This is a genomic window from Acinetobacter genomosp. 33YU (assembly GCF_001990725.1).
Lineage (GTDB): Bacteria > Pseudomonadota > Gammaproteobacteria > Pseudomonadales > Moraxellaceae > Acinetobacter > Acinetobacter seifertii.
In genome coordinates this window covers 156,038-179,342 of the sequence record NZ_LFZQ01000002.1, presented here as the reverse complement: position 1 = coordinate 179,342, position 23,305 = coordinate 156,038, and the positions used below count along the sequence as shown (strand labels likewise).

At 38.9% G+C, this 23,305-nt stretch carries 21 protein-coding genes; 12 read left to right on the top strand and 9 right to left on the bottom strand.

Annotated elements, in window-relative coordinates:
• Positions 1–85 precede the first annotated feature (85 nt).
• The gene (clpB, locus tag AC056_RS02055) at positions 86–2,665 is read left to right on the top strand and encodes an ATP-dependent chaperone ClpB (protein ID WP_077162586.1); all 2,580 of its coding nucleotides are present in this window, start codon (positions 86–88) and stop codon (positions 2,663–2,665) included.
• Positions 2,666–2,720: 55 nt separating this feature from the next.
• Here the strand turns inward: clpB and AC056_RS02050 are convergent, their stop codons facing one another.
• A complete protein-coding gene (locus AC056_RS02050) occupies positions 2,721–3,209 on the bottom strand; it encodes a CinA family protein (protein ID WP_019458145.1) in 489 nt (162 codons plus the stop codon).
• Between the two features lie 266 nt (positions 3,210–3,475).
• Here AC056_RS02050 and AC056_RS02045 point away from each other — a divergent pair, with 266 nt between their 5' ends.
• Entirely contained in the window at positions 3,476–3,892 is a 417-nt protein-coding gene (locus AC056_RS02045; RefSeq protein ID WP_004702759.1) for a hypothetical protein, read from the top strand.
• Between the two features lie 24 nt (positions 3,893–3,916).
• Here AC056_RS02045 and rlmKL read toward each other — a convergent pair whose 3' ends face one another.
• Positions 3,917–6,121, bottom strand: coding sequence for a bifunctional 23S rRNA (guanine(2069)-N(7))-methyltransferase RlmK/23S rRNA (guanine(2445)-N(2))-methyltransferase RlmL (rlmKL, locus tag AC056_RS02040; protein WP_019458144.1), 2,205 nt, complete (start codon positions 6,119–6,121; stop codon positions 3,917–3,919).
• 228 nt (positions 6,122–6,349) lie between these two features.
• Between rlmKL and AC056_RS02035 the strand changes: the two genes are divergently transcribed.
• The 5 genes from AC056_RS02035 to AC056_RS02015 all read left to right on the top strand — a co-directional run bounded on the left by AC056_RS02035 (position 6,350) and on the right by AC056_RS02015 (position 11,596).
• Positions 6,350–6,694 carry a hypothetical protein gene (locus AC056_RS02035; RefSeq protein WP_077162585.1) on the top strand — a complete coding sequence of 115 codons (345 nt, stop codon included), beginning with the start codon at positions 6,350–6,352 and terminating at the stop codon, positions 6,692–6,694.
• A 123-nt stretch (positions 6,695–6,817) separates the two neighbouring features.
• The gene (locus AC056_RS02030) at positions 6,818–7,834 is read left to right on the top strand and encodes an aspartate carbamoyltransferase catalytic subunit (RefSeq protein WP_004702756.1); all 1,017 of its coding nucleotides are present in this window, start codon (positions 6,818–6,820) and stop codon (positions 7,832–7,834) included.
• 12 nt (positions 7,835–7,846) lie between these two features.
• Positions 7,847–9,082, top strand: coding sequence for a dihydroorotase (locus tag AC056_RS02025; RefSeq protein ID WP_039250713.1), 1,236 nt, complete (start codon positions 7,847–7,849; stop codon positions 9,080–9,082).
• Positions 9,083–9,295: 213 nt separating this feature from the next.
• A complete protein-coding gene (locus tag AC056_RS02020) occupies positions 9,296–10,714 on the top strand; it encodes an OmpA family protein (protein ID WP_077162583.1) in 1,419 nt (472 codons plus the stop codon).
• 102 nt (positions 10,715–10,816) lie between these two features.
• Positions 10,817–11,596 carry a Rossmann-like and DUF2520 domain-containing protein gene (locus AC056_RS02015; protein ID WP_077162582.1) on the top strand — a complete coding sequence of 260 codons (780 nt, stop codon included), beginning with the start codon at positions 10,817–10,819 and terminating at the stop codon, positions 11,594–11,596.
• 14 nt (positions 11,597–11,610) lie between these two features.
• Here the strand turns inward: AC056_RS02015 and AC056_RS02010 are convergent, their stop codons facing one another.
• Together AC056_RS02010 and trmB are read right to left on the bottom strand one after the other, a co-directional pair.
• A complete protein-coding gene (locus AC056_RS02010; RefSeq protein ID WP_077162581.1) occupies positions 11,611–12,237 on the bottom strand; it encodes a glutathione S-transferase family protein in 627 nt (208 codons plus the stop codon).
• Between the two features lie 171 nt (positions 12,238–12,408).
• Positions 12,409–13,125: a tRNA (guanosine(46)-N7)-methyltransferase TrmB gene (trmB, locus tag AC056_RS02005; protein WP_077162580.1), complete on the bottom strand. Its 717-nt coding sequence runs from the start codon at positions 13,123–13,125 to the stop codon at positions 12,409–12,411.
• 145 nt (positions 13,126–13,270) lie between these two features.
• On the opposite strand from trmB, the gene AC056_RS02000 reads away from it, so the two are divergent.
• Positions 13,271–15,709: an ExeM/NucH family extracellular endonuclease gene (locus AC056_RS02000; protein WP_077162579.1), complete on the top strand. Its 2,439-nt coding sequence runs from the start codon at positions 13,271–13,273 to the stop codon at positions 15,707–15,709.
• A gap of 208 nt (positions 15,710–15,917) precedes the next feature.
• Positions 15,918–16,529: a glutathione binding-like protein gene (locus tag AC056_RS01995; RefSeq protein ID WP_004702749.1), complete on the top strand. Its 612-nt coding sequence runs from the start codon at positions 15,918–15,920 to the stop codon at positions 16,527–16,529.
• A 61-nt stretch (positions 16,530–16,590) separates the two neighbouring features.
• Here the strand turns inward: AC056_RS01995 and AC056_RS01990 are convergent, their stop codons facing one another.
• Together AC056_RS01990 and ahpF are read right to left on the bottom strand one after the other, a co-directional pair.
• Positions 16,591–16,935: a hypothetical protein gene (locus AC056_RS01990; RefSeq protein ID WP_004702748.1), complete on the bottom strand. Its 345-nt coding sequence runs from the start codon at positions 16,933–16,935 to the stop codon at positions 16,591–16,593.
• 172 nt (positions 16,936–17,107) lie between these two features.
• Entirely contained in the window at positions 17,108–18,673 is a 1,566-nt protein-coding gene (gene ahpF / locus AC056_RS01985; RefSeq protein ID WP_005069727.1) for an alkyl hydroperoxide reductase subunit F, read from the bottom strand.
• Positions 18,674–18,928: 255 nt separating this feature from the next.
• On the opposite strand from ahpF, the gene AC056_RS01980 reads away from it, so the two are divergent.
• Both AC056_RS01980 and AC056_RS01975 read left to right on the top strand, forming a co-directional pair.
• Positions 18,929–19,147, top strand: a complete 219-nt coding sequence (locus tag AC056_RS01980; RefSeq protein WP_004702746.1) for a DUF1653 domain-containing protein — start codon at positions 18,929–18,931, stop codon at positions 19,145–19,147.
• 45 nt (positions 19,148–19,192) lie between these two features.
• Positions 19,193–19,780, top strand: a complete 588-nt coding sequence (locus tag AC056_RS01975; RefSeq protein ID WP_019457442.1) for an O-methyltransferase — start codon at positions 19,193–19,195, stop codon at positions 19,778–19,780.
• Here AC056_RS01975 and AC056_RS01970 read toward each other — a convergent pair.
• On the bottom strand, positions 19,772–20,806 hold the full coding sequence (locus AC056_RS01970) for a helix-turn-helix domain-containing protein (RefSeq protein WP_077162578.1): 1,035 nt from the start codon (positions 20,804–20,806) through the stop codon (positions 19,772–19,774). The genes AC056_RS01975 and AC056_RS01970 overlap by 9 nt on opposite strands.
• 120 nt (positions 20,807–20,926) lie before the next feature.
• On the opposite strand from AC056_RS01970, the gene AC056_RS01965 reads away from it, so the two are divergent.
• Complete coding sequence (locus tag AC056_RS01965) at positions 20,927–22,120, top strand: alkane 1-monooxygenase (protein ID WP_077162577.1); 1,194 nt, start codon at positions 20,927–20,929, stop codon at positions 22,118–22,120.
• 49 nt (positions 22,121–22,169) lie between these two features.
• Here AC056_RS01965 and AC056_RS01960 read toward each other — a convergent pair whose 3' ends face one another.
• A complete protein-coding gene (locus AC056_RS01960; RefSeq protein WP_004702739.1) occupies positions 22,170–22,379 on the bottom strand; it encodes a KTSC domain-containing protein in 210 nt (69 codons plus the stop codon).
• 252 nt (positions 22,380–22,631) lie between these two features.
• Positions 22,632–23,195 carry an alkyl hydroperoxide reductase subunit C gene (gene ahpC / locus AC056_RS01955; protein ID WP_003652649.1) on the bottom strand — a complete coding sequence of 188 codons (564 nt, stop codon included), beginning with the start codon at positions 23,193–23,195 and terminating at the stop codon, positions 22,632–22,634.
• Positions 23,196–23,305: the final 110 nt, after the last annotated feature.

Below are 23,305 nucleotides of genomic sequence, written 5' to 3'. Positions count from 1 at the left end.
AAAAATATATAAAAATTTATTTGAAATCCGAAAAAGTGTTCCCATCTATTAGACAAGTACAAATTTGTTGTGAGGAATAACAAGAATGCGTTTTGAAAAATTTACAAACCGCTTGCAGCAAGCCCTTTCAGATGCTCAATCTTTAGCGATGGGTAAAGACCATACCGCTATAGCAGGTATTCATATTTTGAGTACCTTATTAGAAGAGCCTTCAAATATTAGCTTGCTGCAACAAGCAGGTGCACGGTTACCTGAACTTAAACAAAAGCTTGAGCAAGCTATCAAAGATGCTCCGACTATTGCGAATCCGACAGGCGATGTCAACTTAAACCCAGAAGCAGTTAAAGCGCTTAACTTGGCCGATCGATATGCGCAAAAAGCGGGTGATGAATTTTTGTCAACTGACTGGGTTTTATTGGGCTTGGCAGAAACTGGTGAAACGAAAAATATTTTAAGTGCCGTAGGTGTAACTCCCGACAGCTTACGCAAAGTAATTGAACTTATTCGAGGTAGTGACAAAGTCATGAGTAATAATCACGAAGACCAACGTGACTCACTTAATAAATATACGATTGATTTAACTGAGCGGGCTTTATCTGGAAAACTTGATCCAGTTATTGGGCGTGATGATGAGATTCGCCGTACCATTCAAGTCTTGTCACGTCGTACAAAAAACAACCCTGTACTCATTGGTGAGCCGGGTGTGGGTAAAACCGCTATTGTTGAAGGTTTAGCACAGCGTATTGTGAATGGCGAAGTGCCAGAGGGCTTAAAAAATAAACGTGTTTTATCCCTCGACTTAGGATCATTACTTGCGGGCGCGAAGTATCGTGGTGAGTTTGAAGAACGCTTAAAAGCAGTTTTAAAAGATTTGGCGAAACACGAAGGCGAAATCATCCTGTTTATTGATGAGCTGCATACGCTTGTAGGCGCTGGTAAAGGCGACGGTGCGATGGATGCAGGGAACATGTTGAAACCTGCATTGGCTCGTGGTGAGTTACGCTGTGTGGGTGCGACTACTTTAGACGAATATCGCCAATACATTGAAAAAGATGCGGCTTTAGAGCGTCGTTTCCAAAAAGTACTGGTTGATGAGCCAAGTGTAGAAGATACCATTGCGATTTTACGTGGTCTAAAAGAGAAATATGCTACTCACCATGGTGTGCAAATTTTAGACTCAGCGATTATTGCTGCGGCGAAAATGTCTCATCGCTATATTACAGACCGTCAATTACCAGACAAGGCAATTGATTTGATCGATGAAGCAGCTTCTCGTATCAAAATGGAGATTGATTCTAAACCTGAAGCACTTGATAAGCTTGACCGCCGTTTAATCCAGTTGAAAATGCAATTGGAAGCGGTGAAAAAAGATGAAGATGCAGGCAGTAAAGCCGAAGTTACTCATCTTGAAAAGCAGATCGCCGAAGTTCAGAAAGAATACAACGATCTTGAAGAAGTGTGGAAGGCTGAGAAAACTCTAGTAGAGGGTACCAAACAAGCTCAGGTTGAACTTGATAAAGCGCGTATTGCTTTTGAAAAAGCTCAGCGTGAAGGTGATTTGGCTGAAGCGGCACGTTTGCAATATGGTGTAATTCCAGAGCTTCAAAAACAACTTGAGCAAGACGAAGTTGCTGAAGAAAACGAAGAACCAAAACTCATTCGTACTAAAGTGACTGAAAACGAAATTGCTGAAGTGGTTAGTGCTGCAACGGGTATTCCGGTTGCTAAAATGATGCAAGGCGAGCGTGAAAAACTTCTTCATATGGAAGAGTTTTTACATGACCGTGTTGTTGGACAAGATGAAGCAGTCGTTGCTGTATCGAATGCAGTACGTCGTTCACGTGCAGGTTTATCTGACCCGAATCGTCCTAGCGGATCATTCTTGTTCTTGGGGCCAACGGGTGTAGGTAAAACTGAGTTGACTAAAGCTTTAGCTAACTTCTTGTTTGATAGTGATGATGCCATGATTCGTATCGACATGAGTGAATTCATGGAAAAACATTCTGTCAGCCGTTTAGTTGGTGCGCCTCCAGGGTATGTTGGCTACGAAGAAGGCGGTGTTTTAACTGAAGCTGTTCGTCGTAAACCATATAGTGTTGTGTTGTTTGATGAGGTTGAAAAAGCGCATCCTGATGTTTTCAATATCTTGCTACAAGTGTTGGATGACGGTCGCTTAACTGACTCACAAGGTCGAGTAGTGGACTTTAAAAACACGGTTATTGTGATGACATCAAACTTAGGTTCACAAGATGTACGTGAGCTAGGTGATGGTGCAACTGATGACGAAGTACGTACAGTCGTGATGAATGCAGTAAGTCAGCATTTCCGTCCGGAATTTATTAACCGGATTGATGAGCTTGTGGTTTTCCACTCACTCAAGAAAGCGCAGATTCGTGGTATTGCGGATATTCAGTTAGATCGTTTACGTTCACGTCTGGTTGATCGTGATATGAGCTTGAATGTTGATGACAGTGCATTTGATTTATTGATTGATGCTGGTTTTGATCCTGTGTACGGAGCGCGTCCATTAAAACGTGCAATTCAACAACAGGTTGAAAACACATTAGCTCAAAAAATCTTATCGGGTGATTTTGTCGCAGGTGACACTATTTTAGTTAAAGGCGAGCATGGTCACTTAGTTTTTGATAAGATGAAACTGAGCTAAGCTCTTTCTGCTAAAACCGAAAAGAGAATATGGAAACATATTCTCTTTTTTATATTTAAATTTTATTTTGATTAGATGATATAAGCGTAATAATTGAGTCTGCTACTTTTTGTGTGAGAGTTTTTAGTTTTTGTTCGGCATGGCCAGATAAAAAATAATGATAATGATAAATACGCTTTTTGTAAGAAATACAGATAAAAAAAGTACCTACAGGCTTTTCTGCGGTTTCACTTCCACCATGTTTGAGTAAACCCGTACAACTTACAATAATATCTGCTTGCTGAAATAAGATTTGGCCCAACTTACACATTTCTTCTGTCACTTGTGGCGATTCAGCTGTGTACATATTAATTAAATTTGGATCGACTTTTAAAATACTAATTTTAATGCTGGGGTCATAACTAACCAAACCGCCCAGTAAAATATCAGCGCCACTATTTTTATGAATCGAAAACTGACTGGTTAAGTAGCCTGAACTGGCACTTTCAATAAATGCAACTTTAAGTTGAAGATCTTCTAATAATTGGCAGCATTGCTGGAGCATTATTTCACCTCGTATGGTGTGTATTTATAAATAAAATCAAATACAAATGAATTATAAAATTACAGTAAGTGATTTAAAGATATCCTTCAAGCCTGAGATAACAATCTATAAAACTATTGAATAGTGACGAAATACTTGTGATATATTTTGATTTTAAAATGATCAATGCTAATTATCGGGAAGTTCCTTTATAACATTGCGACAAGGTTAAAAAGTTGCTAGTTTTATTCGATATAACAAACAATAACAATTTTAGGAAGTAGGTAATGAATAATAAGCAAGGGTGTGCGCTAATAATTTTAAGCGGTATGTCTGTATTATTATCAAATACTTGGGCTGCTCAACCCATGAGTGAAAGTGCGCTTTCGACTCAGACAGGAGCGATAACCGCATCTTTACCCGTTATTATTGCTAAAGCCCAAGATGATGCCAAGAAGCCTGAAAAAGAACAGCATCGAGCTCGAAAAGAATTAGGAGATAACTATTTACAAGAAGTTCGCTGGAATTCATTAAGGTCGAGTGTGTTATCACCTTATCAGGAACAAAAACAAAATCAGGTAATAGATATTAAAGAAAAGAAAGAACTAGAGATGGTTGCATTACCAGATCGGGCAGATCGTTTTACACGTTATGAATTTGAGCCAAAAAATGTACGTGGCGAAGTTATCATTACCGTAAAGTAATAATAACTTCTCGCCAAATTTATATTAGTTCAGACCTAGATGCTGAATTTTCCAAGCACGGTGGATTTTTTGATTTCGTTTAAAATCAAGTCCGATCGTTTCAGACGTAATTTCTTCAACGTCGTATAGTGCTTCAATCTCTTCATCCATCTCGAAGCCACGATAGTTATTCGAGAAGTAAAGTGTACCTTCACTTGTTAAACGGTTCATTGCACGTTTAATAAGAGAAACATGGTCGCGTTGTACGTCGAAAGTACCGTAGAACTTTTTAGAGTTAGAGAAGGTAGGTGGGTCAATAAAGATAAGATCATATTGTTCGTGACCTTCTTTTAACCATTCAAAACAGTCGCTTGCAAAGAACATGTGTTGTTCGTCTGCATGATCTACAGTTAAACCATTTAAAACGAAGTTTTCTTTCGACCAGCCTAAGTAAGTATTCGATAAGTCGACACTTGTGGTACTAGCGGCACCGCCCAAAGCAGCATGTAAACTTGCTGTAGAGGTATAACTATATAAGTTCAAGAAATGTTTACCACGAGCCTCTTGAGCAATACGTAAACGCATTTGACGATGGTCAAGGAATAAACCTGTATCGAGGTAGTCGGTTAGGTTCACTAAAATTTTAGCTTTACCTTCTTGAACGATAAAACGTTTTGAAGCGGTGCTTTGTTTCGTATATTGATTGGTACCGGTTTGACGAGCACGTGTTTTAATAAAAATAGCATCGCGGTTCAAACCAGTCACAGCACGAATTACAGCAAGCGCTAAATTAAAACGTTTTTTTGCTTTTTCAGGATCTATTGTTTTTGGTGGAGCATATTCCTGAACATGTAAGCGATCGCCATATAAATCTACAGCGACGTTAAAGTCAGGTAAGTCGGCATCGTATAAGCGTAAGCAATAAATATTTTCTTTAGTAGCCCATTTTTTCAAGGCAGTCATATTTTTTTGCAAACGGTTAGCAAAGTCTTGAGCTTCTTCTATTTCCACGGGTTGAGCTTGCCAAGTTGCTAAAAATGGCTGTGTTACTTTTTCTGGTTTGATTGCACCGAAGCGAATGTAAATTGGTAACTTACCATTCATTAAACGTAAAGTTTCAGGTGCTTCAAAAGCTAAAACATCGGCTTGTTCAATTTGAGCTGCAATAATAGCGGCATATTGATTTGGGAAATGTTTTTGTAAAAGTGCAGATAGACCTAAATAAAGAGAACGGTTTGATGCTTTATCACCTAAACGTTCACCATATGGCGGATTAGTTACAATAAAAGCTGTTTTCTTTTCAGCGGCGAAATCTGGCCAGTCAGCTAAAGTACGTTCTTCAATTTGAATTTCGCTTAATAGTTTTTCGAAGCCCGCCGCAATAATATTTTCACGTGTTGCTTTTACCGCTTCCCAATCTGCATCGTAGGCATAAAACTTAGGTAAAGGTAATTCAAGCGCTTTCTCATGACGTTCTGCTGCTTCAGCTTTGAGCGAAAGCCAAAGTTCACGGTCATGACCATGCCAGCCATTAAAGCCAAAACGACGAACAAGACCAGGTGCGCGGTCAGTTAAAATCATTAATGCTTCAATGATAAATGTACCTGAACCACACATTGGGTCGAGTACAAGTTCTGGATTACGTTCTTTAAGCTTAGCTTTTTGTAAAATTGCGGCAGCTAGGTTTTCTTTAATCGGTGCATCTGTCATGTAGCGACGGTAGCCGCGTTTATGCAATGAGTCACCAGATAAATCTAGACAGTAAGTATGTTCGGTCTTACCAGCAAGTACATATAAGGTAATTTCTGGTTGTTTAGTATCAATACTTGGGCGACGACCTACAGCTTCCATAAAGGAATCGACAACACCATCTTTTGCTCGAAGCGTTGCAAATTGGGTATTAACTTTAATTTCACGCTCTGCATGTAAGCGAATAGCGAAGGTACTTTGTGGTGCAAAAATAAGTGACCAGTCAAAGCTCATTGCACCTTCGTAAAGCTCTTCTGCTACATCACGTGCATCATGTGTGTGTTCAAGTTCATAAGTATGAATTGGAAGTAAAACACGAGAAGCGAGACGCGACCACATGCAAATACGATAAGCATGCTCAAGCGTTCCTTCAATGATTAAACGTCCGGCTTTACGTTCTGTCACTTTGGTGCCAAGCTGTTCTATTTCTTCTTGTAAGAGGCTTTCTAAACCATCAGCACAAGTAATCCAATAGTGGTTTAAACGTAAAGAGGTATTCATAAACTCAATTGACCAAAACATATAAATATTAACGATGCAAAGTTTAACTTATTTTGATGTGTAAAGGTCTTTAAATTATTGCAACCTATCACTTGGCAATCAATAAACTGATTTTTAAAGCTTAAAATATATAAACTGGTATGTATTTTGCTAAACCTCTATGAGTAACGCTTATTTATTAAATGGTTTTTAACCAATTTTATGATTTGAAAGCATAGGGGAATATAAATGAAAGATATGATGGGGAATGGTTTTGTAACCAATGCGGAAGCTTTTTCAATCTCTACACAAATATATGTACGTATGCGTAGAGTCACGGGGCGAGTCATAGATGCATTGTATGTGGTCCAAAATAAAGATTATGCAAAGTATGTAATAGCACTTGCCTTGGAAACAGATGACGATGAATTAAAACGTTTTGTTGAGCGATTAAACTCATTGACTGACTCAATACCCGAGCTTCCTCAAAAACAAATCGCTAACACCGTTCAGTTGAACGAAGAAACAGAAATCACGGCTGAAGATATTTATCGGGCACAAGTTCCACATCATTATATTGGTGCTTTAAGGTAATCTTTGCGCGACCCTAAATTTTCTGGTCAATTTAGGGTCTTATTCTGTAAAGTTCTTCTGCGAAAAAGCTGGAATTCAGCTACACTATGCACGTTTTCGCGATTCGACCCATAGGAATCCATTATGCATATTGCAGCGTTGCATCAGCCGAGCCAGGTTCAGCTCAATCAAGACGGAAATTTAAAACATTTTTTAACGATTGAGGGACTTTCAAAAGAAAACCTCACTAAGATTTTAGATACCGCGCAAAGCTTTTTAGATGATAATAATAATTTAATCAACCGCCCACTTTTAGAAGGACGGACGGTGATGAATCTTTTCTTTGAAAACTCCACCCGTACTCGTACTACTTTTGAAGCAGCAGCAAAGCGTTTGTCTGCCAATGTGCTGAACATTGATATTGCTCGTTCAAGTACATCTAAAGGTGAAACTTTACGAGATACGCTTTGGAACCTTGAGGCAATGGCTGCCGATATTTTTGTAGTCCGCCATTCATCTTCGGGTGCTGCACATTTCATTGCTAAAGATGTGTGTCCAAAAGTCGCAATTATTAATGCTGGAGATGGACGTCATGCTCATCCAACGCAAGCGATGCTTGATATGCTGACCATTCGCCGTGAAACCAAAAAACCATTTGAAGAGTTGAGTGTTGCGATTATTGGTGACATTAAGCACTCTCGCGTAGCACGTTCAGATGTGGCTGCACTTCAAACTCTTGGATGTAAAGACATTCGTGTGATTGCACCGAATACATTATTGCCGGTTGGTTTTTCAGAATACGGTGACCATGTTCGTTTGTTCAATAACATGGATGAAGGTGTTACTGGTTGTGATGTGATTATTGCGCTACGTATTCAAAATGAACGTATTGATTCACCAGCATTATCTTCGCAATCTGAATTTTACAGAATGTATGGCTTAAACAAAGAACGCCTAAGTTTAGCTAAACCAGACTGTATTGTTATGCATCCGGGACCAATGAACCGCGGTGTAGAAATTGATTCGAGTATTGCCGATGGTGACCAGTCTGTGATTTTAAAACAGGTCACTAACGGTATTGCAGTTCGTATGGCTGTATTGGCGTTGTCTATGCAAGGGCAACTTCAAGAACAAGGTTTAATTGAAGCAATTGCGTTGTAAGGAATGGATCACATGAGTATTGTAAAAATTGAAAATGTACGTGTGTTAGACCCAATCCAAAAAACAGACAGCGTACAAACTGTATATATTCAAGACGGTAAGTTGGTTGCAGCAGTTGACCAAGTTGAACAAACCATTGATGGGCAAGGCAAATGGTTAATGCCGACTATGGTTGATTTGTGCGCACGTTTACGTGAACCAGGTCAACAACAACACGGTACACTTAAGTCTGAAGGGAAGGCTGCACGTGCTAATGGTATTTTGCATGTCATTACCCCTCCAGACTCAAAGCCAATTGTTCAGGACAATGGTGCCCTCATTCATGGCTTAGTTGAAAAAGCTTGGCTTGATGGTGGTATCCATATGCATATTATCGGTGCGCAGACTCAAGGCTTAAATGGTAAACAACCAGCAAATATGGCTGGCCTTAAAAAGGGTGGTTGTACTGCTGTTTCAAATGCGAATGCTGCATTTGAAAATGACGATGTTGTTGTTCGCACGCTTGAGTATGCGGCTGGTCTTGGTTTAACAGTCGTGTTCTATGCTGAAGAACCGCAACTTGCTAAAGACGGATGTGCTCATGAAGGTTTTATCGCATCGCGTCAAGGTTTGCCGATGATTCCTGCAATTGCTGAAACTGTAGCGATTGCAAAATATTTGCTTATGATTGAAGCGACAGGTGTTAAAGCTCACTTTGGCTTGTTGTCTTGCGGTGCATCTGTTGAGTTAATTCGTGCAGCAAAAGCAAAAGGCTTGCCTGTCACTGCCGATGTAGCAATGCATCAGTTACATTTAACTGAGCAATTAACTGATGGCTTCAACTCACTTGCACATGTTCGTCCACCATTGCGTTCTGAGCAAGATAAAGAACTTTTACGCCAAGGTTTAAAACAAGGTGTCATTGATGCAATTTGTACGCATCACGAACCATTAAGTAGTTCAGCGAAAATGGCACCGTTTGCTGAAACTCAACCGGGTATTACAGCATTCGATACTTATGTAGCCTTAGGCATTCAACTTATTAATGAAGGCTTATTTGAGCCGCTTGAATGGGTTACCAAAGTGACAAGTGCTCCTGCACAGGTAGCAAATATGACTACACGTTGGCAAGCCGAAGCAGGGTGGGTTTTGGTCGATCCTGAATTAAGCTGGACCTTAAGCAAAGACACTATTTTATCGCAAGGGAAAAATACGCCACTACTGGGTCAAAACCTTACTGGTAAAGTGCTACAAACTTTTGCTGTGTAGTTTCCGACGGCTAAAAACTTATTCAAAATATAAAAAGGCAGATCTTTGTGATCTGCCTGTTTTGTAAATACTAGATGGAAAATTGTATATAAATTATTTAAAAAACAACAAAAGATTTCGAGCGCATTAGAATAAAAAACTATCAGCAAACAGAAGTATTTGAATAACCAAAAAATTGCTGGTTACGACGTATAAGATTCGGGAGAATAAACAATGTCGATAAACCCTATAGAACTGCTTAAAGAAAAAGTATCTTCAACAATATTAGATAATCAGGATGGATTCCTAGGCGAAAAAACTAACGCGCTTTCTAAGTTTTATCCAATTTTACTTTCATTATTAGCTGCTAAACCTGATCTTATCGGACAATTAAAAAATAGTTTAGCCCCCTCATTATCCGATCTTTTTTCTCATAATGATCAAATTAAAAATACTGTACTGACTCATTTAAGCGGTACTGCGCCATCTGCCGAGATTGAAAGTACACTCAATAGTGCGATCAAACCTAGTCTCAATACGATTTCTGAAGTTGCTGGAAGTGATCAACAAAGTATTGTGAACTATTTACGTCAACATGCAGAAACGATTCGTTCATATCTACCAGGATGGGCAGTTGGACTATTGGCACCATTAGGTCTTGGTGCAGGTTTATCATCAGTAACGACATCAACTGCACCACCGCTTGCAGCGGCAACCGAGACAACAGGGAAATCTCGTGGAATTTTACCCATTATTGCACTGATTATTCTCGGTTTATTAATCGCTTGGTTGTGGCGCTCTTGCCAGCATAAAGAAGCTACACCTGTACCTGAGACTTCACCTGCAAGTGGTGTGGCAACCGCAGCAGCTGCACCTGCTACTTTAACTTTAAGTACAGACGACAAAGGTGCTGTGAGTCAATGTCAGGCAGGTATTGGCGATCAGGGCTTCTTGGCAACTTTGCAAATGCATGTTAAGAAAGTTCTTTCAGCGACTAAAGACTGTGATGTTGATACTAGCCAAACTTATGCTGCTGCATTTACCGATAAGGATGCATTAGCAGATGTACTTGGTGCATTGAAAGGTGTTCCAAATGCATCTTTAGAATGGGTAGGTGACAAAATTACATTGAAAGCAGGCGATGCCGCAGCTTTAGAAGCTTTAACTGCTAAGGTAAAAGCGTTGGTGCCACATACTGAAGTTGTTGGTACAGCACCTGCAACAGCTGAGCAATCTGTGAGTAATAGTTTAACGGCTTCGCAAACAGCGTTAGGCTCAATTGACCCGAACAATGTAGACGTAAATGCTTTAGTTAAAGCTCTTAACTTGCAAATCATTAACTTCGCGAGTGGTTCAAGTGAAATTCCAGCAGACAACAAAGCCATTCTTGATCAAGCTGCAACACTGTTAAATAAAGTGACTAGCGTGAAATTAAACGTAGGTGGTCATACTGACTCAACAGGTAATGCTACTGCCAATAAAGCACTTTCTCAACGCCGTGCTCAAGCTGTAGTAGATTACTTAGTTTCTAAAGGAGTAGATGCTTCTAAGCTTGTTGCCCAAGGTCATGGTTCAGAAAACCCTGTTGCTGACAACAAGACTGAAGAAGGTCGCTTTAAAAACCGTCGTATTGAGTTTTCAGTAGCCCAATAATCAATAGATTTATAAGAAATCTTGATTTTACTGAATTCTGATTTGAAAAAAGCTTCTCATTTTGAGAAGCTTTTTTATAGAGATCAATATTGTTGGGTTGACATGAAAATCAGTTTGTTAGGAAGTGGGCGTGTTTCTTTTCATTTGGCAAAGGCACTTTTGGCTAAGGGGCATCACATTGCCCAAGTCTACGCGCGTGATTTTGAGAAAACCCAGAAGTTTGCAGAAAAAATTCAAGCAAAAGCATGTCAGTCTCTTCAAGAGTTTCAAGCAAGTGATTTAATTATTTTGGCAGTTTCAGACAGCGCTATCGCTGATGTTGTAATGCAAGTACATCAACTATTTCCCGAAACTTTGATGGTTCATACTTCTGGTAGTACCAATATCGAAGTCATTAGTAATATTCATAAAAAAGCAGGGGTGTTTTATCCTTTGCAAACATTCAGTCTGGAAAGAGATGTTGATTGGCAGGCCACACCATTATTTTTAGAGGCGACCAGTAAAGCCGATTTAGCCATGCTCTCTGATTTAGCAAATAGCCTAAGTAATCGAGTATATCAATACACCTCAAAGCAGCGTTTAACTTTACATTTGGCAGCTGTATTTGCTTGTAATTTTACTAATTACTGTTTCGATATGGCTAAACAGATTGTGGATGCAGAACAAGTCGACTTTAGCTTGCTCTACCCTTTAATGGTGGAAACAGCAAAAAAAGCCACTGAAAACGATCCGAAACAAATGCAAACTGGGCCTGCGGTAAGGGGAGATCAAAATATCTTGGCAATGCATGAGAGTCTATTAACTCAAGCAAATAGGGATGACTTAAAACAGGTCTATCAACTTTTAAGTGATGGCATCGTGAAGCGCCATCACTCGGACTAAAACTGATTTTAAAATTAAGGTTCGCCGTTATTGCCCCATTTTAAGAAGCCAGCACGCTGATTTAATAGTTCAAAATATTGGTCGACATGTTTAAGTGTTGGATGGTCAAAAGGGGTGGCCTTCCAGCGCTGTACAGATAGACCAATTGGAATATCCGCTAGAGTGAACTCAGTTCCTGCAACATAGGCTTGAGTTTTTGCAAGCTGTTGGTCAAGAATCTGCATATGGTGATTCCAATTATCAATACCTTTTTTTAATAAATCTTGATCTTGATGATTTGGTGAATTTCTAAGCAAAGACATAATCGTATAAGTCCAACTATTATTTAGCTCGATCGCTTGCCAATCAAGCCACTGGTCAACAAAGAATCTTTCTTTCGCTTGAGTAGGGTAAAGCTTATGGTCTTTATCGTAAGCATTGGCGAGATAACGGATAATACTGTTAGACTGCCACAGTACTAAATCGCCATCTAAAACAACAGGAATTTGACCATTTGGGTTTAATTGGAAATATTCTGGTGATTGTGCAGAGCGAAAGCCTCGACCCCAGTCTTCTCTTTCATATTCAAGATTTAATTCTTCACATAGCCATAAGACTTTGCGAACATTAATGGAGTTATCACGCCCTAAAATTTTTAACATGGGTTGTCCTTAGCAATTTTTAGTGTGGCTAATAGCAGTTTCTATAAATAGCTAGATTTAGTGCGATTGGCAAACATTAATTCGAAAGAAAAAAATAGAATAAGTAAGTGCTAATAAATTTTTTAATATTAAAAGATAAAAGGCTTAGTAATGAACTAAGCCTTTTGTTGTTTACTTAATCTTTTTAAAGATAAAGTCATTAATCTTATGACCTGACTCAATACCACGGCGTTCAAACTTAGTCACCGGACGCCACTCTGGTCGAGGGTAACTGTTGCCTTTACCAGCTAAATTTTCAAGATCTGGACGGTTATCTAAAATATCAAGCATCCATTCTGCATATGGTTCCCAGTCTGTTGCTGCGTGGAATGTACCACCAAACTCAAGTTTCTGTTCAACCAGTTGCATACGCTCATGAATAACAAAACGGCGTTTGAAATGACGTTTCTTTTGCCAAGGGTCTGGGAAGTAAAGTTGTACACAGTTAATACTGTTGTCTGGCATTTCACGTAAAACTTGAATCGCGTCTGCATCGAGTACTCGTAAGTTTTTAAGTTCCGCTATACCTGCTTCATATAGACATTGAGCAATACCAGGTACATGGACTTCAATGCCCACATAGTTGCGTTCTGGGTTTGCTTTAGCCATAAGCACTAGCGAACGTCCCATACCAAAACCGATTTCAACAGTTAAAGGACGTTCTGGATGTTCAAAGTGTTGACGTAAGTCACCAACAGGATATTCCAAAATTAAATCGCGATGTTGTTCTAATGCCGTGCGTTGAGACGTATTAAGTGGTGCTGAACGACGCATAAACGTCACAATTTCACGGTGTTCAGGCAAATTGTCTAATTCTGCAATTTGCGTTTCTAACTGATCGATCGACATAACCTTGGCAATATTGAAATTCAAATGCGGTATTTTAAGTCTTCAGGTGGTCAAGTCAAATATTTCGGTGTTTTTCTTCATGTAGATGTCATGATCAATATTTAATCTAAGAGACTAATTAAAACTCACATGAACATTTTTAATCATGAAAACTTTTCAATTAAGAACTCTTTCAGTTTTTTTAAGTGCATTTGGTGCATTTTCATATAGTTCTGTTGCTCAGGCACAGCTTATGTTTAGCCAGTATGTTGATGGTAGTAGCAATAAAAAAGGGTTAGAGATTTATAACCCAGATGGTACTACAGTGAACTTAGCCGATTATGAGATTCAACAGTTTAATAATGGTGGTACTGCAAAAACGGTGACTTTCCGTTTGCAGGGTACACTTGCGAGTAAGCAGAAGTTTTTAGTGGGTCGCTCAGAGCTACAAACTGAACTTGGTAGTAAAGTAAATCAAGTAGCTGCTTTGTCTTTTAATGGTGATGATGCAGTTGTACTCGTTTATAAAGGCACACCTGTCGATCGTTTTGGGCGTATTGGTGAACGACCAGAGGCAGGTTGGGGAACAGCCGTTTCAAGTTTAGGAAATAGTTTTAAACGTATTGAAACTGAAAATCCAGCTTTAAGTATCGATCCAACCGCAGCATTTGATTTGGACCACTCGTGGACAGCATGGGCAAACCGAAATGATTTTTCAAATCTATCGGGTTCTACGACTCAACCGCCAGTGCAAACGGTCAGTTGTTCAAGCTCAGATACACCAATTGCCGATTTAGCATCTTCAACACAAAATCAAACCTATACAGTACGTGGTGTAATTACTGCTGACTATCGCTATGCGAATGGTTTTTCAGGCTTTTATGTTCAAACACCTGACACCAAAGCACGTGCAAATGTAAGTAATGCCATTTTTGTTTATATTCCAAATAGCAGCACGGTAAAAGGTGGCCAAGTTGGTGATGAAGTTATTTTACGAGGCCGTTTAACAAGTTATCAAAACCAGCTACAAATAGACCAATTACAGCAAGATATTCAAAGCTGTAATAGCAATATGGCAAATCAAGTTCAGCCAATTAGCTTGGAGTTACCATTTACTAGCTTAGCAGGCGGTTCAACAAATTCTCCGCAGCGTTATCAAGGGATGTTGGTCAAATTACCTCAAGCTTTGACGGTAAGTGAAAACTATAACTATGGCCGTTATGGTGAACTATCGCTGAGCTTAGGCCGCTTATATATTCCAACCAATTTATATCCTGCCTTGTCGCCAGAAGCGAAAGCTTTAGCTCAGAAAAATTTATTATCGAAAATTATTTTTGATGATGGATATAACAACCAAAATCGTACTCCGTGGTTACCAACAAATTTTAGTGCTGCCAATACATTACGTTCAGGTTATCAGCTTAAAAACGTTGAAGGGATTTTAGAGTATCGTTTTAATGGCTGGCGCGTACAGCCAGTACTTGGACGGACACAACCAGAAGTTGTTACTCAAACAAACCCACGTCAAAGTGTCCTTACAAAGAATGCTAATCATATTCGCGTAGCTTCATTTAACGTTTTGAACTATGACAATGGCGCAACAGGTTTCCCAACAGAGCGTGGCGCAAACACACAAACAGAGTTTGATAAACAACACCGTAAAATTGTGAGTGCATTAAAAGCGATTGATGCTGACGTATACGGTTTAATGGAAATTGCCAACAATGGTTATGGTCCAAACAGCGCAATTGCTCATTTAACAAGTGCATTAGGTCCAGACTGGAAATATGTGGTTCCTGAAAACTTGGATCGTTTAGGTGGTGATGTTATTGCTGTTGCGATTATTTATAACAGTAAACGTGTTAAACCTTTAAACAAACCTGTTGTGCTGGACTTGGGTGATAAAAGTCGAACGACGTTAGCACAAACTTTCCAAACTGTTCGTGGCAATAAGACATTTACTGTTATTCCAAACCATTTAAAGTCAAAAGGTTGTACTGGAGTAGACGCGAACTCTACTGACGCTGATCAAAATGATGGTCAAGGATGTTGGAACCCAACCCGTGTGAAAGCAGTTGATCAAATCGTGCAGTGGCTTGCGAAAAATCCAACTCAAGTTCCTAAGCAAAATGCTTTACTCGTTGGGGACATGAACAGCTACGCAAAAGAAGCACCAATTTTAGCTTTTGAAAAAGCCAACTATAAGGTTTTACTTAATGACGCTAAGATTGGGCAGGGTGCTCAGGCATATAGCTATGTTTTTGGTGTGGCAAGTGATGCAAATGGCAATGGTGGAGCGGGTAACTTAGACCATGCAATTGCCGATGCAGATTTATATCCAAAAGTAGTTCGTACCTTTGCTTGGCATATCAATGCAGATGAACCAACTGTTCTAGATTACAACGAAGAATATAAAACCGATGAACAAAAGGCGCTATTTTATGGTGAAGATGCCTATCGTTCTTCGGACCATGATCCTGTCATTGTCGATCTAGATTTAAATGGTAAAGACTCAAGTCATCCTGATAATGGCAACAAAAATCCTATATTGGATTTCTTAAACCAATTAGTGGAATGGATTAGCCAACTTTTTAAGCGTAATTAACGGTAAAAAATGCGTGATGTGAATGTGTTTTATCATATTTTAAACAATCGTCACGCAAGACAACTTGCAAGGTCAAACTTTTTCAAGAATATTAGAGAGTGTAACTAATTTATAAATTTACGCTTTTTTACAATTAAGGAATTGTACAAACCTTGCAGGTTTTTTAGAAGCAATTTAAAACGTTAATGTGAGATAAGAAGGATCAGATATGAAATTATATTATTCGCCAGGCGCATGTTCTTTAGCTGCACATATTATTTTAAATGAAATTAATGTTGATTTTGATTTAGAAAAAGTAAATTTAAAAACACATAAAACAGAAAAAGGCGCAGATTATTACGAAATTAATCCGAAGGGCTATGTACCAGCTTTAGAAATTAACCCGGGTTTAATTTTGACTGAAAACGTGGCGATTTTACCATTCCTTGCTCAGCATGATCCTAAACAAGACTTAATTCCTCCTTCAGGCTTAGGCCGTGCGAAAGTATTGGAATGGTTAGGTTATTTGAACTCTGAATTACATGATGCTTATGCAGTATTTTTTGGCGCACCGTTAACAAACGATGAAAAGACGAAAGCTTATGCTGAAATCGACCGCCTTTTAAAATATATCGATAGTTATTTATCTGAATCGGACTATGACTATTTAGTAAATGATAATTTTGGGCCAGCTGATGCCTATTTATTTGTTTTAACGAATTGGTCAAATTCTATTGAGCATGATTTAACACCTTATAAAAATATTATTGCATTACGTAATAAAGTTGCTGAGCGTCAATCTGTACAAATTGCAATGCGTGATGAAGGTTTAATTTCATAAGCGATTTTAAGTGTATTAAAAAGCCCCTAATCAATAGGGGCTTTTTTAATATTACAGACTGTTAGTTTTGAGCTTTCTCTTTAACGTCAGCAGCAGCATGTTCAACAGCTTTGGCTGTATCAGCAGTTGCTTTACGCGCAGTCGCTTCAGTTTGAGCAGCAGCATTTGCAGTTTTATCGGCAGCGTGGTCAGCAGCAGCATCAATTTTAGCTGTAGCATTGTCTGTAGCAGTTGCAATATCGCTCGCAGCTTTATCACCAGCAGATTTAATATCAGCGGTTGCTTGTTTAGCTGCATTTTCTAAATGTTCACCTGTAGTCGCACCAGTTTCTGGAGCTTTATCTTTATTACAACCAACTAGGGCTACGGTCGCAGCAAGACCTAAAGCAACAAGTAATTTATTCATTGTGTTTTTCCTTCTAATTCATGGCATCCAAATATGGATGTCTAAAATATAAACATAAAGTAAATGATTAATAAAGATCGAAAATTGTTAAAAAGTTGTAACTTCAATATTAAAAAAGCCTAGCATTTTGCAATGCTAGGCTTTCGTTTAATAAGAGGGATCTAACCAGTTTTTATTGCCCAGAACGGATGATGTAATCAAACGCAGAGAGCGATGCTTTAGCGCCTTCACCTGTAGCAATAATGATTTGCTTGTAAGGCACAGTGGTACAGTCACCCGCAGCAAACACACCTTGTACATTGGTTTCGTTGCGGTCATTGACAATAATCTCACCACGGTTGGTTAACTCAACCTCACTGTCTTTCAAGAAGTCAGTGTTTGGTAATAAACCAATCTGTACAAAGATCCCTGCAAGCTCGACTACATGCTCTTCATCAGTGGCACGGTCTTTATATTTAAGACCAGTCACTTGTGAGCCGTCACCTAACACTTCTGTACTTAAGGCATTCATAATCACAGTTGTGTTTGGCAAGCTATGCAGTTTGTTTTGTAAAACTTGGTCTGCACGAAGTTTGGTATCGAACTCAACCAGAGTTACATGTTCAACAATACCTGCAAGGTCAATTGCAGCTTCAACACCTGAGTTACCGCCACCAATCACTGCAACACGTTTGCCTTTGAACAATGGACCATCACAGTGTGGACAGTATGCGACACCACGGGTACGGTATTCTTGCTCACCCGGTACATTCATTTCTCTCCAACGCGCTCCTGTTGAAAGGATGACAGTTTTCGATTCAAGTTTGGCACCGTTTTCAAGTTCAACTTCAACCAGACCATTTGCAGTTTGGTTGGCACCTGTGATTTTGCTAACACGTTGCAGGTTCATGATATCGACATCGTATTCACGAACGTGTGCTTCCATCTCGGCAGCAAACTTAGGACCTTGAGTCTTTTGCACAGACGTGAAGTTTTCAATGTCCATGGTATCCATCACCTGACCACCAAAGCGTTCAGCTACGATACCTGTGTTAATACCTTTACGTGCTGCATAAATTGCTGCTGTTGCACCTGCAGGCCCACCACCAATCACCAATACATCAAAAGCATCTTTAGCATTCAGTGCTGCTGCATCTTTTTCAGCTGAGTTGGTGTCAAGTTTCGCCACAATCTCTTCAAGGGTCATCCGACCTTGGCCAATGTGCTCGTTGTCTTGGAACACCATTGGTACAGCCATGATTTTGCGTTGTTCCACTTCATCTTGGAAGAATGAACCGTCAATCATGGTTGCTGTGGTGTTCGGGTTATAAATCGCGATCAGGTTAAGCGCCTGTACCACATCCGGACAGTTATGACAGCTTAAGGATACAAACACATCAAAATTGGCTTTAAGGTTTAGGCCTTTAATCTGATTCAGCACTTCATCAGAAACCTTCGGTGCATAACCAGAGACTTGTAACAGCGCCAAGATCAAAGACGTAAACTCATGGCCCATTGGTAAGCCTGCAAAGAACACTCGAGGCTGTTCACCTGCTTTAGCCACACCAAAGCTTGGACGACGTGTATTGTTACCATCAAAACGGGCAGTCACCTTGTCAGAAAGCTCAGCGATTTCTGTCACAAGTTCTTTAATTTGAGCAGCTTTATCTGATTCATCTAAAGCAGCTACTAATTCGATTGGACTTTCTAAACGTTCTAAGTAAGCTTTTAATTGAGTTTTAATATTTTGATCTAACATCTGTTTTTACTCCAATGCATCCAAATTCTTTCAATAGATGCATAGTACGTTAAAACACAAAATAGGTGAAACAGTATGTTTTTATAGATTTAATCGGTTTTTTGAATTATTGAGTGTATTCATAAATAAGATCAATAATTTATCTATAAATGCTCTTTATTACTCATTTTTATCTTTTAAAGTGAAAGTATTTAAAAATTTATATATGTTATATGGCTGTAAAGATTTTATGTCATAACATTAAAAGGTACTTTCATGTCATTGCAACGCGGCATTTATCAGCATTATAAAGGTAATCTCTATCAAGTTTTTTCTGTGGCAAAACACAGCGAGACTGAAGAAGAGTTAGTTGTTTATCAGTGTCTTTATGGTGACTATTCAACATGGGTACGTCCGCTAGATATGTTTACTGAAACGGTTCAAATGGCTGATGGAAGTATCGTGCCGCGGTTCAAGTTAATTCAAAGCACTTAATTTAAACGGCTGTCATATAAAATAACAATTTTAAAGGGTGAAAATATGCCAAATACTTTTTTCTTACAAAGAGTTGCAGATTTATATGACACCTTTAAACGACATGATGCCCAGCAGTCAGATCGCTTGCTGCGCTATCGAAATATTGAGGCTGAGTCTGCAAAACTTCTATCGCAATTGATTCGAATGCAGCAGGCCAAATCAATTTTAGAAATTGGTACTTCAACGGGTTATTCTACTTTATGGCTTGCTGAGGCTGCACAATCGACACACGGGAAAGTAATCACGCTTGAAATTGATGCCAATCGTAGTAATGAGGCGAAACGCCATGTTACTGAACTGGCATTAAATGAAGTGGTTGATTTTTGGATAGGGGATGCCGCAGATTATTTAAATGAAGCTCAGGAAACTTTCGATTTTATTTTGTTAGACGCTGAACGTGATGCATATGAAAGTTATTGGCCAGATTTAAAGCGTCTGATGAAGCCCAAAGGTGGTGTTCTTATTATTGATAAGGTTATTTCACATGCAGCTGAGGTAAGTCCATTTTTATCTTTGATTAAAAAGAATGCAGATTTCATGAGTAGTATTTTGCCTATAGGCGCTGGTTTATGTTTAGTGGTTCTAAAGTAGATTTACTTTCTTGAGATATTCTTGTCGATAAGCTTGTGGACTACAGCCGTGTACTCTATTAAATGCACGAGTGAAATTGGCAGGATTAGAATAGCCCAGTTCATACGCAATATGGGTAATGGTAAAGCTAGAATTCTCTAATAAATCAATGGCACGCTCAGTGCTGATTTGTTGCTTTAAAGCATGGAATTCAACACCTTGCTGCTGTAAATAACGTTGCAAGGTCTTGGTCGAAATATTTAATACTTTGGCACATTCCATTAGGGTGGGAACTTGATTGGCTTGTCGCAACATCATGCTGACCCATTCAACAATTTCGCCTTGATGGTAGATCTTCTGGATTTGTTCCTGGCAGCGTTGTTCAACTATTTTTAAACTATGTGCGTCAGCTAGAGGCAAGGGTAGTGCTAGTTGTTGCTCATCAATCACCACGCGTATACCTGAAAGCCATGTATAGTTAAAGTGGAAATTGGCCTTCACTAAAGATATGTAACGTTCTTGATAGCTCGGCTCAGGAATACTCAAATACACTTGGTAGCGTTGTAATTGCTGGCCTGCCAACTCTAACAAGCTGTAGTAAAACGCCACGGCAATCGCTTCAATATGAAAAGCCAAACACTGCTTATTCATCTGCAAAATCGGTTCAAATAATAATTCAACCTTTTGCTGATTGGTTGGAAACCCGATGCTGAGCTTAAAACTCGGCATAATCAGTCTAAAATATTGTGCAATCAGCCTAAGTGCATGTTCCAAATTAGGACTAGTCATTAGCGCATAACCCACCAGACTATGTGAGCTGAGTTTAATATTTTTACCCAGTTCAAAGGCTAATTCTTGAGTGTTGGGCAAACTCAAACCCATCTCAATGAATTGTTCAATTTGTTGAATCGATAATAATTCTGTTTTTGCCAGTTCTTGTTGGAATGCCCTCAATAAATCATTATCGTATTGATGCGTGCCGATTAAAATTTCAATCAGCCGTAAATAATAACGTGATGGGATAACAGGAATCTGTTGCTTCTGCACAAGAAAAACTCAGCAAAGTCTTAAAATGATAATAGCAAGTCTTAAAATGATAATATAGAGGGTCTATGAGCGAGCACAATCAATTCAAGCAAAACATTTTGTGTTTGATTGGAGTCTCTAATGAATATGCATACTCAACTGGATGTCGAGCAAGCGACAACAAAATTTAAGGATAAAAAACGTCATTTATGGCTATTGGGTTTAGCTGTACCGACCATTGCAATGGGTGGGCTAGCAGGTTATCAATTTGGTCCTAAAAAAACTAAAAAGTTCTTCGCTTCATTTGGGCCGTTATTTATTCATGGTGTTATTCCAGCATTAGATAAACTGATTGGTGAAGACAAGGAAAATCCACCATTAGATGCAATCGCTGATTTAGAAGCAGATCCGTATTACGCCCGCATTGTTAAACTTTTTATTCCTTTGCAATATGCAACCAATATCTATGGAGCATATTTGGCAACTCGTAAAAATACACCTATAGCTGATCAGGTTTTACTTGGAACTTTAGTAGGAATGGTCAATGGGATTGCGATTAATACTGCACATGAACTTAGTCATAAGAGTGGTCGACTTGAACATTATTTATCTCATTTGGCGTTAGCACCTTCGGGGTATAACCATTTCCGAATTGAACACCCTTATGGACATCACCGCCGTGTTGCGACACCTGAGGACCCAGCATCTTCACAATTTGGTGAAACCTTTTGGAAGTTCTTACCGCGGACTGTAGTTGGGAGTTTTAAATCGGCGATTGAAATTGAGAAGAATCGCTTAGAGCGTAAGAAATTGCCTTTCTTCTGTAAGGAAAATGAACTGATTCATGGCTGGGCAATGTCGGCTGTGTATCATGCAGCCATGTTTGGGAAATTTGGTGCGCGTTCGATTCCGTTTCAAGTTACTCAAGCTGCGTATGCAATAACTTTGTTTGAATCGGTGAATTACATAGAACATTATGGTTTAAAGCGTGCAAAGAAAGAAAATGGCCAATATGAACGTACTTTGCCAGAGCACAGCTGGAATAATAATAATGTGGTGACCAATCTGTTCTTGTATCAATTACAACGGCATTCAGATCATCATGCCAATCCAACTCGCAGCTTTCAGACCTTGCGGCATTTTGAAGATGCGCCGCAATTGCCAGCAGGTTATGGTGCAATGATTTTGCCTGCGTTTATTCCATCTTGGTGGTCAAAAATTATGGATGAACGCGTTGTTGAGCACTATAAGGGCGACCTCAGTAAAATCAATATGCATGTTGATGTGAAAGAAAAAATGCTAGAGAAATATATTAAGCAAAATAACGCGGCTTAATAGTCGAAACATATAAAATAGATCAGCCCAAGCGGGCTGATTTTTATAATTAAGCAGAAATACAGAGCCTGTTAAAATGCAGATCAAACTCAAGATATTTGTGAACAAATGCAGTTTTATCCGTGGTGCGTAACAAATTATTGTAAATAAACTCTGGAACGGGATGATAAAGCTCACCTGAGCCATTGCTATAGAAAATTTTTAAATAGCGTGAAGAAACATCATATTTCCAAGAGGTTACAACAACAGATTTTTCCATATAACTACTCCTACTTTTGTTTGATCTTTTAATACATATACAAAACTCTTTTGTTTCATAATTCGACAGTACTCTAAGTTAAGCAGGCTGACAATTCATAAATGAATGTTGCTATAAATTTATAAGTATAAGAATTGTAAAAAATTAGCTATGAAATTTTGGTAGATAATAAGACTTAGATTTATAAAAATAATCAATAAAAAACCACCCTAAAAAGGGTGGTTTTTAGACGTATTGGTCTAATCTAAAAAATTAGATTTTACCAACTAAGTCGATAGATGGAGCAAGAGTAGCTTCGCCTTCTTTCCATTTAGCTGGGCAAACTTCACCTGGGTGAGCGTGTACGTATTGAGCAGCTTTTACTTTACGAAGAAGTTCAGACGCGTCACGGCCGATACCACCAGCGTTAAGTTCAACGATTTGGATTTTACCTTCTGGATCGATAACGAAAGTACCACGGTCAGCTAAACCTTCAGATTCGATAAGAACGTCGAAGTTTTTAGAAAGAGTCCAAGTTGGGTCGCCAACTAATGGGTATTGGATTTTTTTGATTTCTTCAGAAGTGTCGTGCCAAGCTTTGTGAGTGAAGTGTGTATCAGTAGATACAGCATAAATTTCAACACCAAGTTTTTGGAATTCAGCGTAGTTGTCAGCTAAGTCACCAAGTTCAGTTGGGCAAACGAAAGTGAAGTCAGCTGGATAAAAGAATACAACAGACCATTTACCTTTAAGGTTAGTTTCGTTAACTTCAACAAATTGGCCGTTGTGGTAAGCAGTTGCTTGGAAAGGTTTAACTTCAGTATTAATCAAGCTCATCATTGTCTCCATGATTGAGGTTTATATTTAAACTTGTTTACGAGATGTAGAATAAATAAAAATTCTTTATTGGGGAAATAGTATTTTTACATGACTAAAATCGGAAAATT

Bases quoted from the DNA above. Each gene is read 5' to 3' on its own strand.
- trmB (WP_077162580.1), bottom strand. From the start codon at position 13,125: ATGTCGATCGATCAGTTAGAAACGCAAATTGCAGAATTAGACAATTTG.
- AC056_RS02025 (WP_039250713.1), top strand. From the start codon at position 7,847: ATGAGTATTGTAAAAATTGAAAATGTACGTGTGTTAGACCCAATCCAA.
- AC056_RS02050 (WP_019458145.1), bottom strand. From the start codon at position 3,209: ATGCTCCAGCAATGCTGCCAATTATTAGAAGATCTTCAACTTAAAGTT.
- AC056_RS01995 (WP_004702749.1), top strand. From the start codon at position 15,918: ATGAAATTATATTATTCGCCAGGCGCATGTTCTTTAGCTGCACATATT.
- clpB (WP_077162586.1), top strand. From the start codon at position 86: ATGCGTTTTGAAAAATTTACAAACCGCTTGCAGCAAGCCCTTTCAGAT.
- ahpF (WP_005069727.1), bottom strand. From the start codon at position 18,673: ATGTTAGATCAAAATATTAAAACTCAATTAAAAGCTTACTTAGAACGT.
- AC056_RS02020 (WP_077162583.1), top strand. From the start codon at position 9,296: ATGTCGATAAACCCTATAGAACTGCTTAAAGAAAAAGTATCTTCAACA.
- AC056_RS02035 (WP_077162585.1), top strand. From the start codon at position 6,350: ATGAAAGATATGATGGGGAATGGTTTTGTAACCAATGCGGAAGCTTTT.
- AC056_RS01990 (WP_004702748.1), bottom strand. From the start codon at position 16,935: ATGAATAAATTACTTGTTGCTTTAGGTCTTGCTGCGACCGTAGCCCTA.
- AC056_RS01975 (WP_019457442.1), top strand. From the start codon at position 19,193: ATGCCAAATACTTTTTTCTTACAAAGAGTTGCAGATTTATATGACACC.
- AC056_RS02015 (WP_077162582.1), top strand. From the start codon at position 10,817: ATGAAAATCAGTTTGTTAGGAAGTGGGCGTGTTTCTTTTCATTTGGCA.
- AC056_RS01965 (WP_077162577.1), top strand. From the start codon at position 20,927: ATGAATATGCATACTCAACTGGATGTCGAGCAAGCGACAACAAAATTT.
- AC056_RS02030 (WP_004702756.1), top strand. From the start codon at position 6,818: ATGCATATTGCAGCGTTGCATCAGCCGAGCCAGGTTCAGCTCAATCAA.
- rlmKL (WP_019458144.1), bottom strand. From the start codon at position 6,121: ATGAATACCTCTTTACGTTTAAACCACTATTGGATTACTTGTGCTGAT.
- AC056_RS01960 (WP_004702739.1), bottom strand. From the start codon at position 22,379: ATGGAAAAATCTGTTGTTGTAACCTCTTGGAAATATGATGTTTCTTCA.
- ahpC (WP_003652649.1), bottom strand. From the start codon at position 23,195: ATGAGCTTGATTAATACTGAAGTTAAACCTTTCCAAGCAACTGCTTAC.
- AC056_RS02045 (WP_004702759.1), top strand. From the start codon at position 3,476: ATGAATAATAAGCAAGGGTGTGCGCTAATAATTTTAAGCGGTATGTCT.
- AC056_RS02010 (WP_077162581.1), bottom strand. From the start codon at position 12,237: ATGTTAAAAATTTTAGGGCGTGATAACTCCATTAATGTTCGCAAAGTC.
- AC056_RS02000 (WP_077162579.1), top strand. From the start codon at position 13,271: ATGAAAACTTTTCAATTAAGAACTCTTTCAGTTTTTTTAAGTGCATTT.
- AC056_RS01980 (WP_004702746.1), top strand. From the start codon at position 18,929: ATGTCATTGCAACGCGGCATTTATCAGCATTATAAAGGTAATCTCTAT.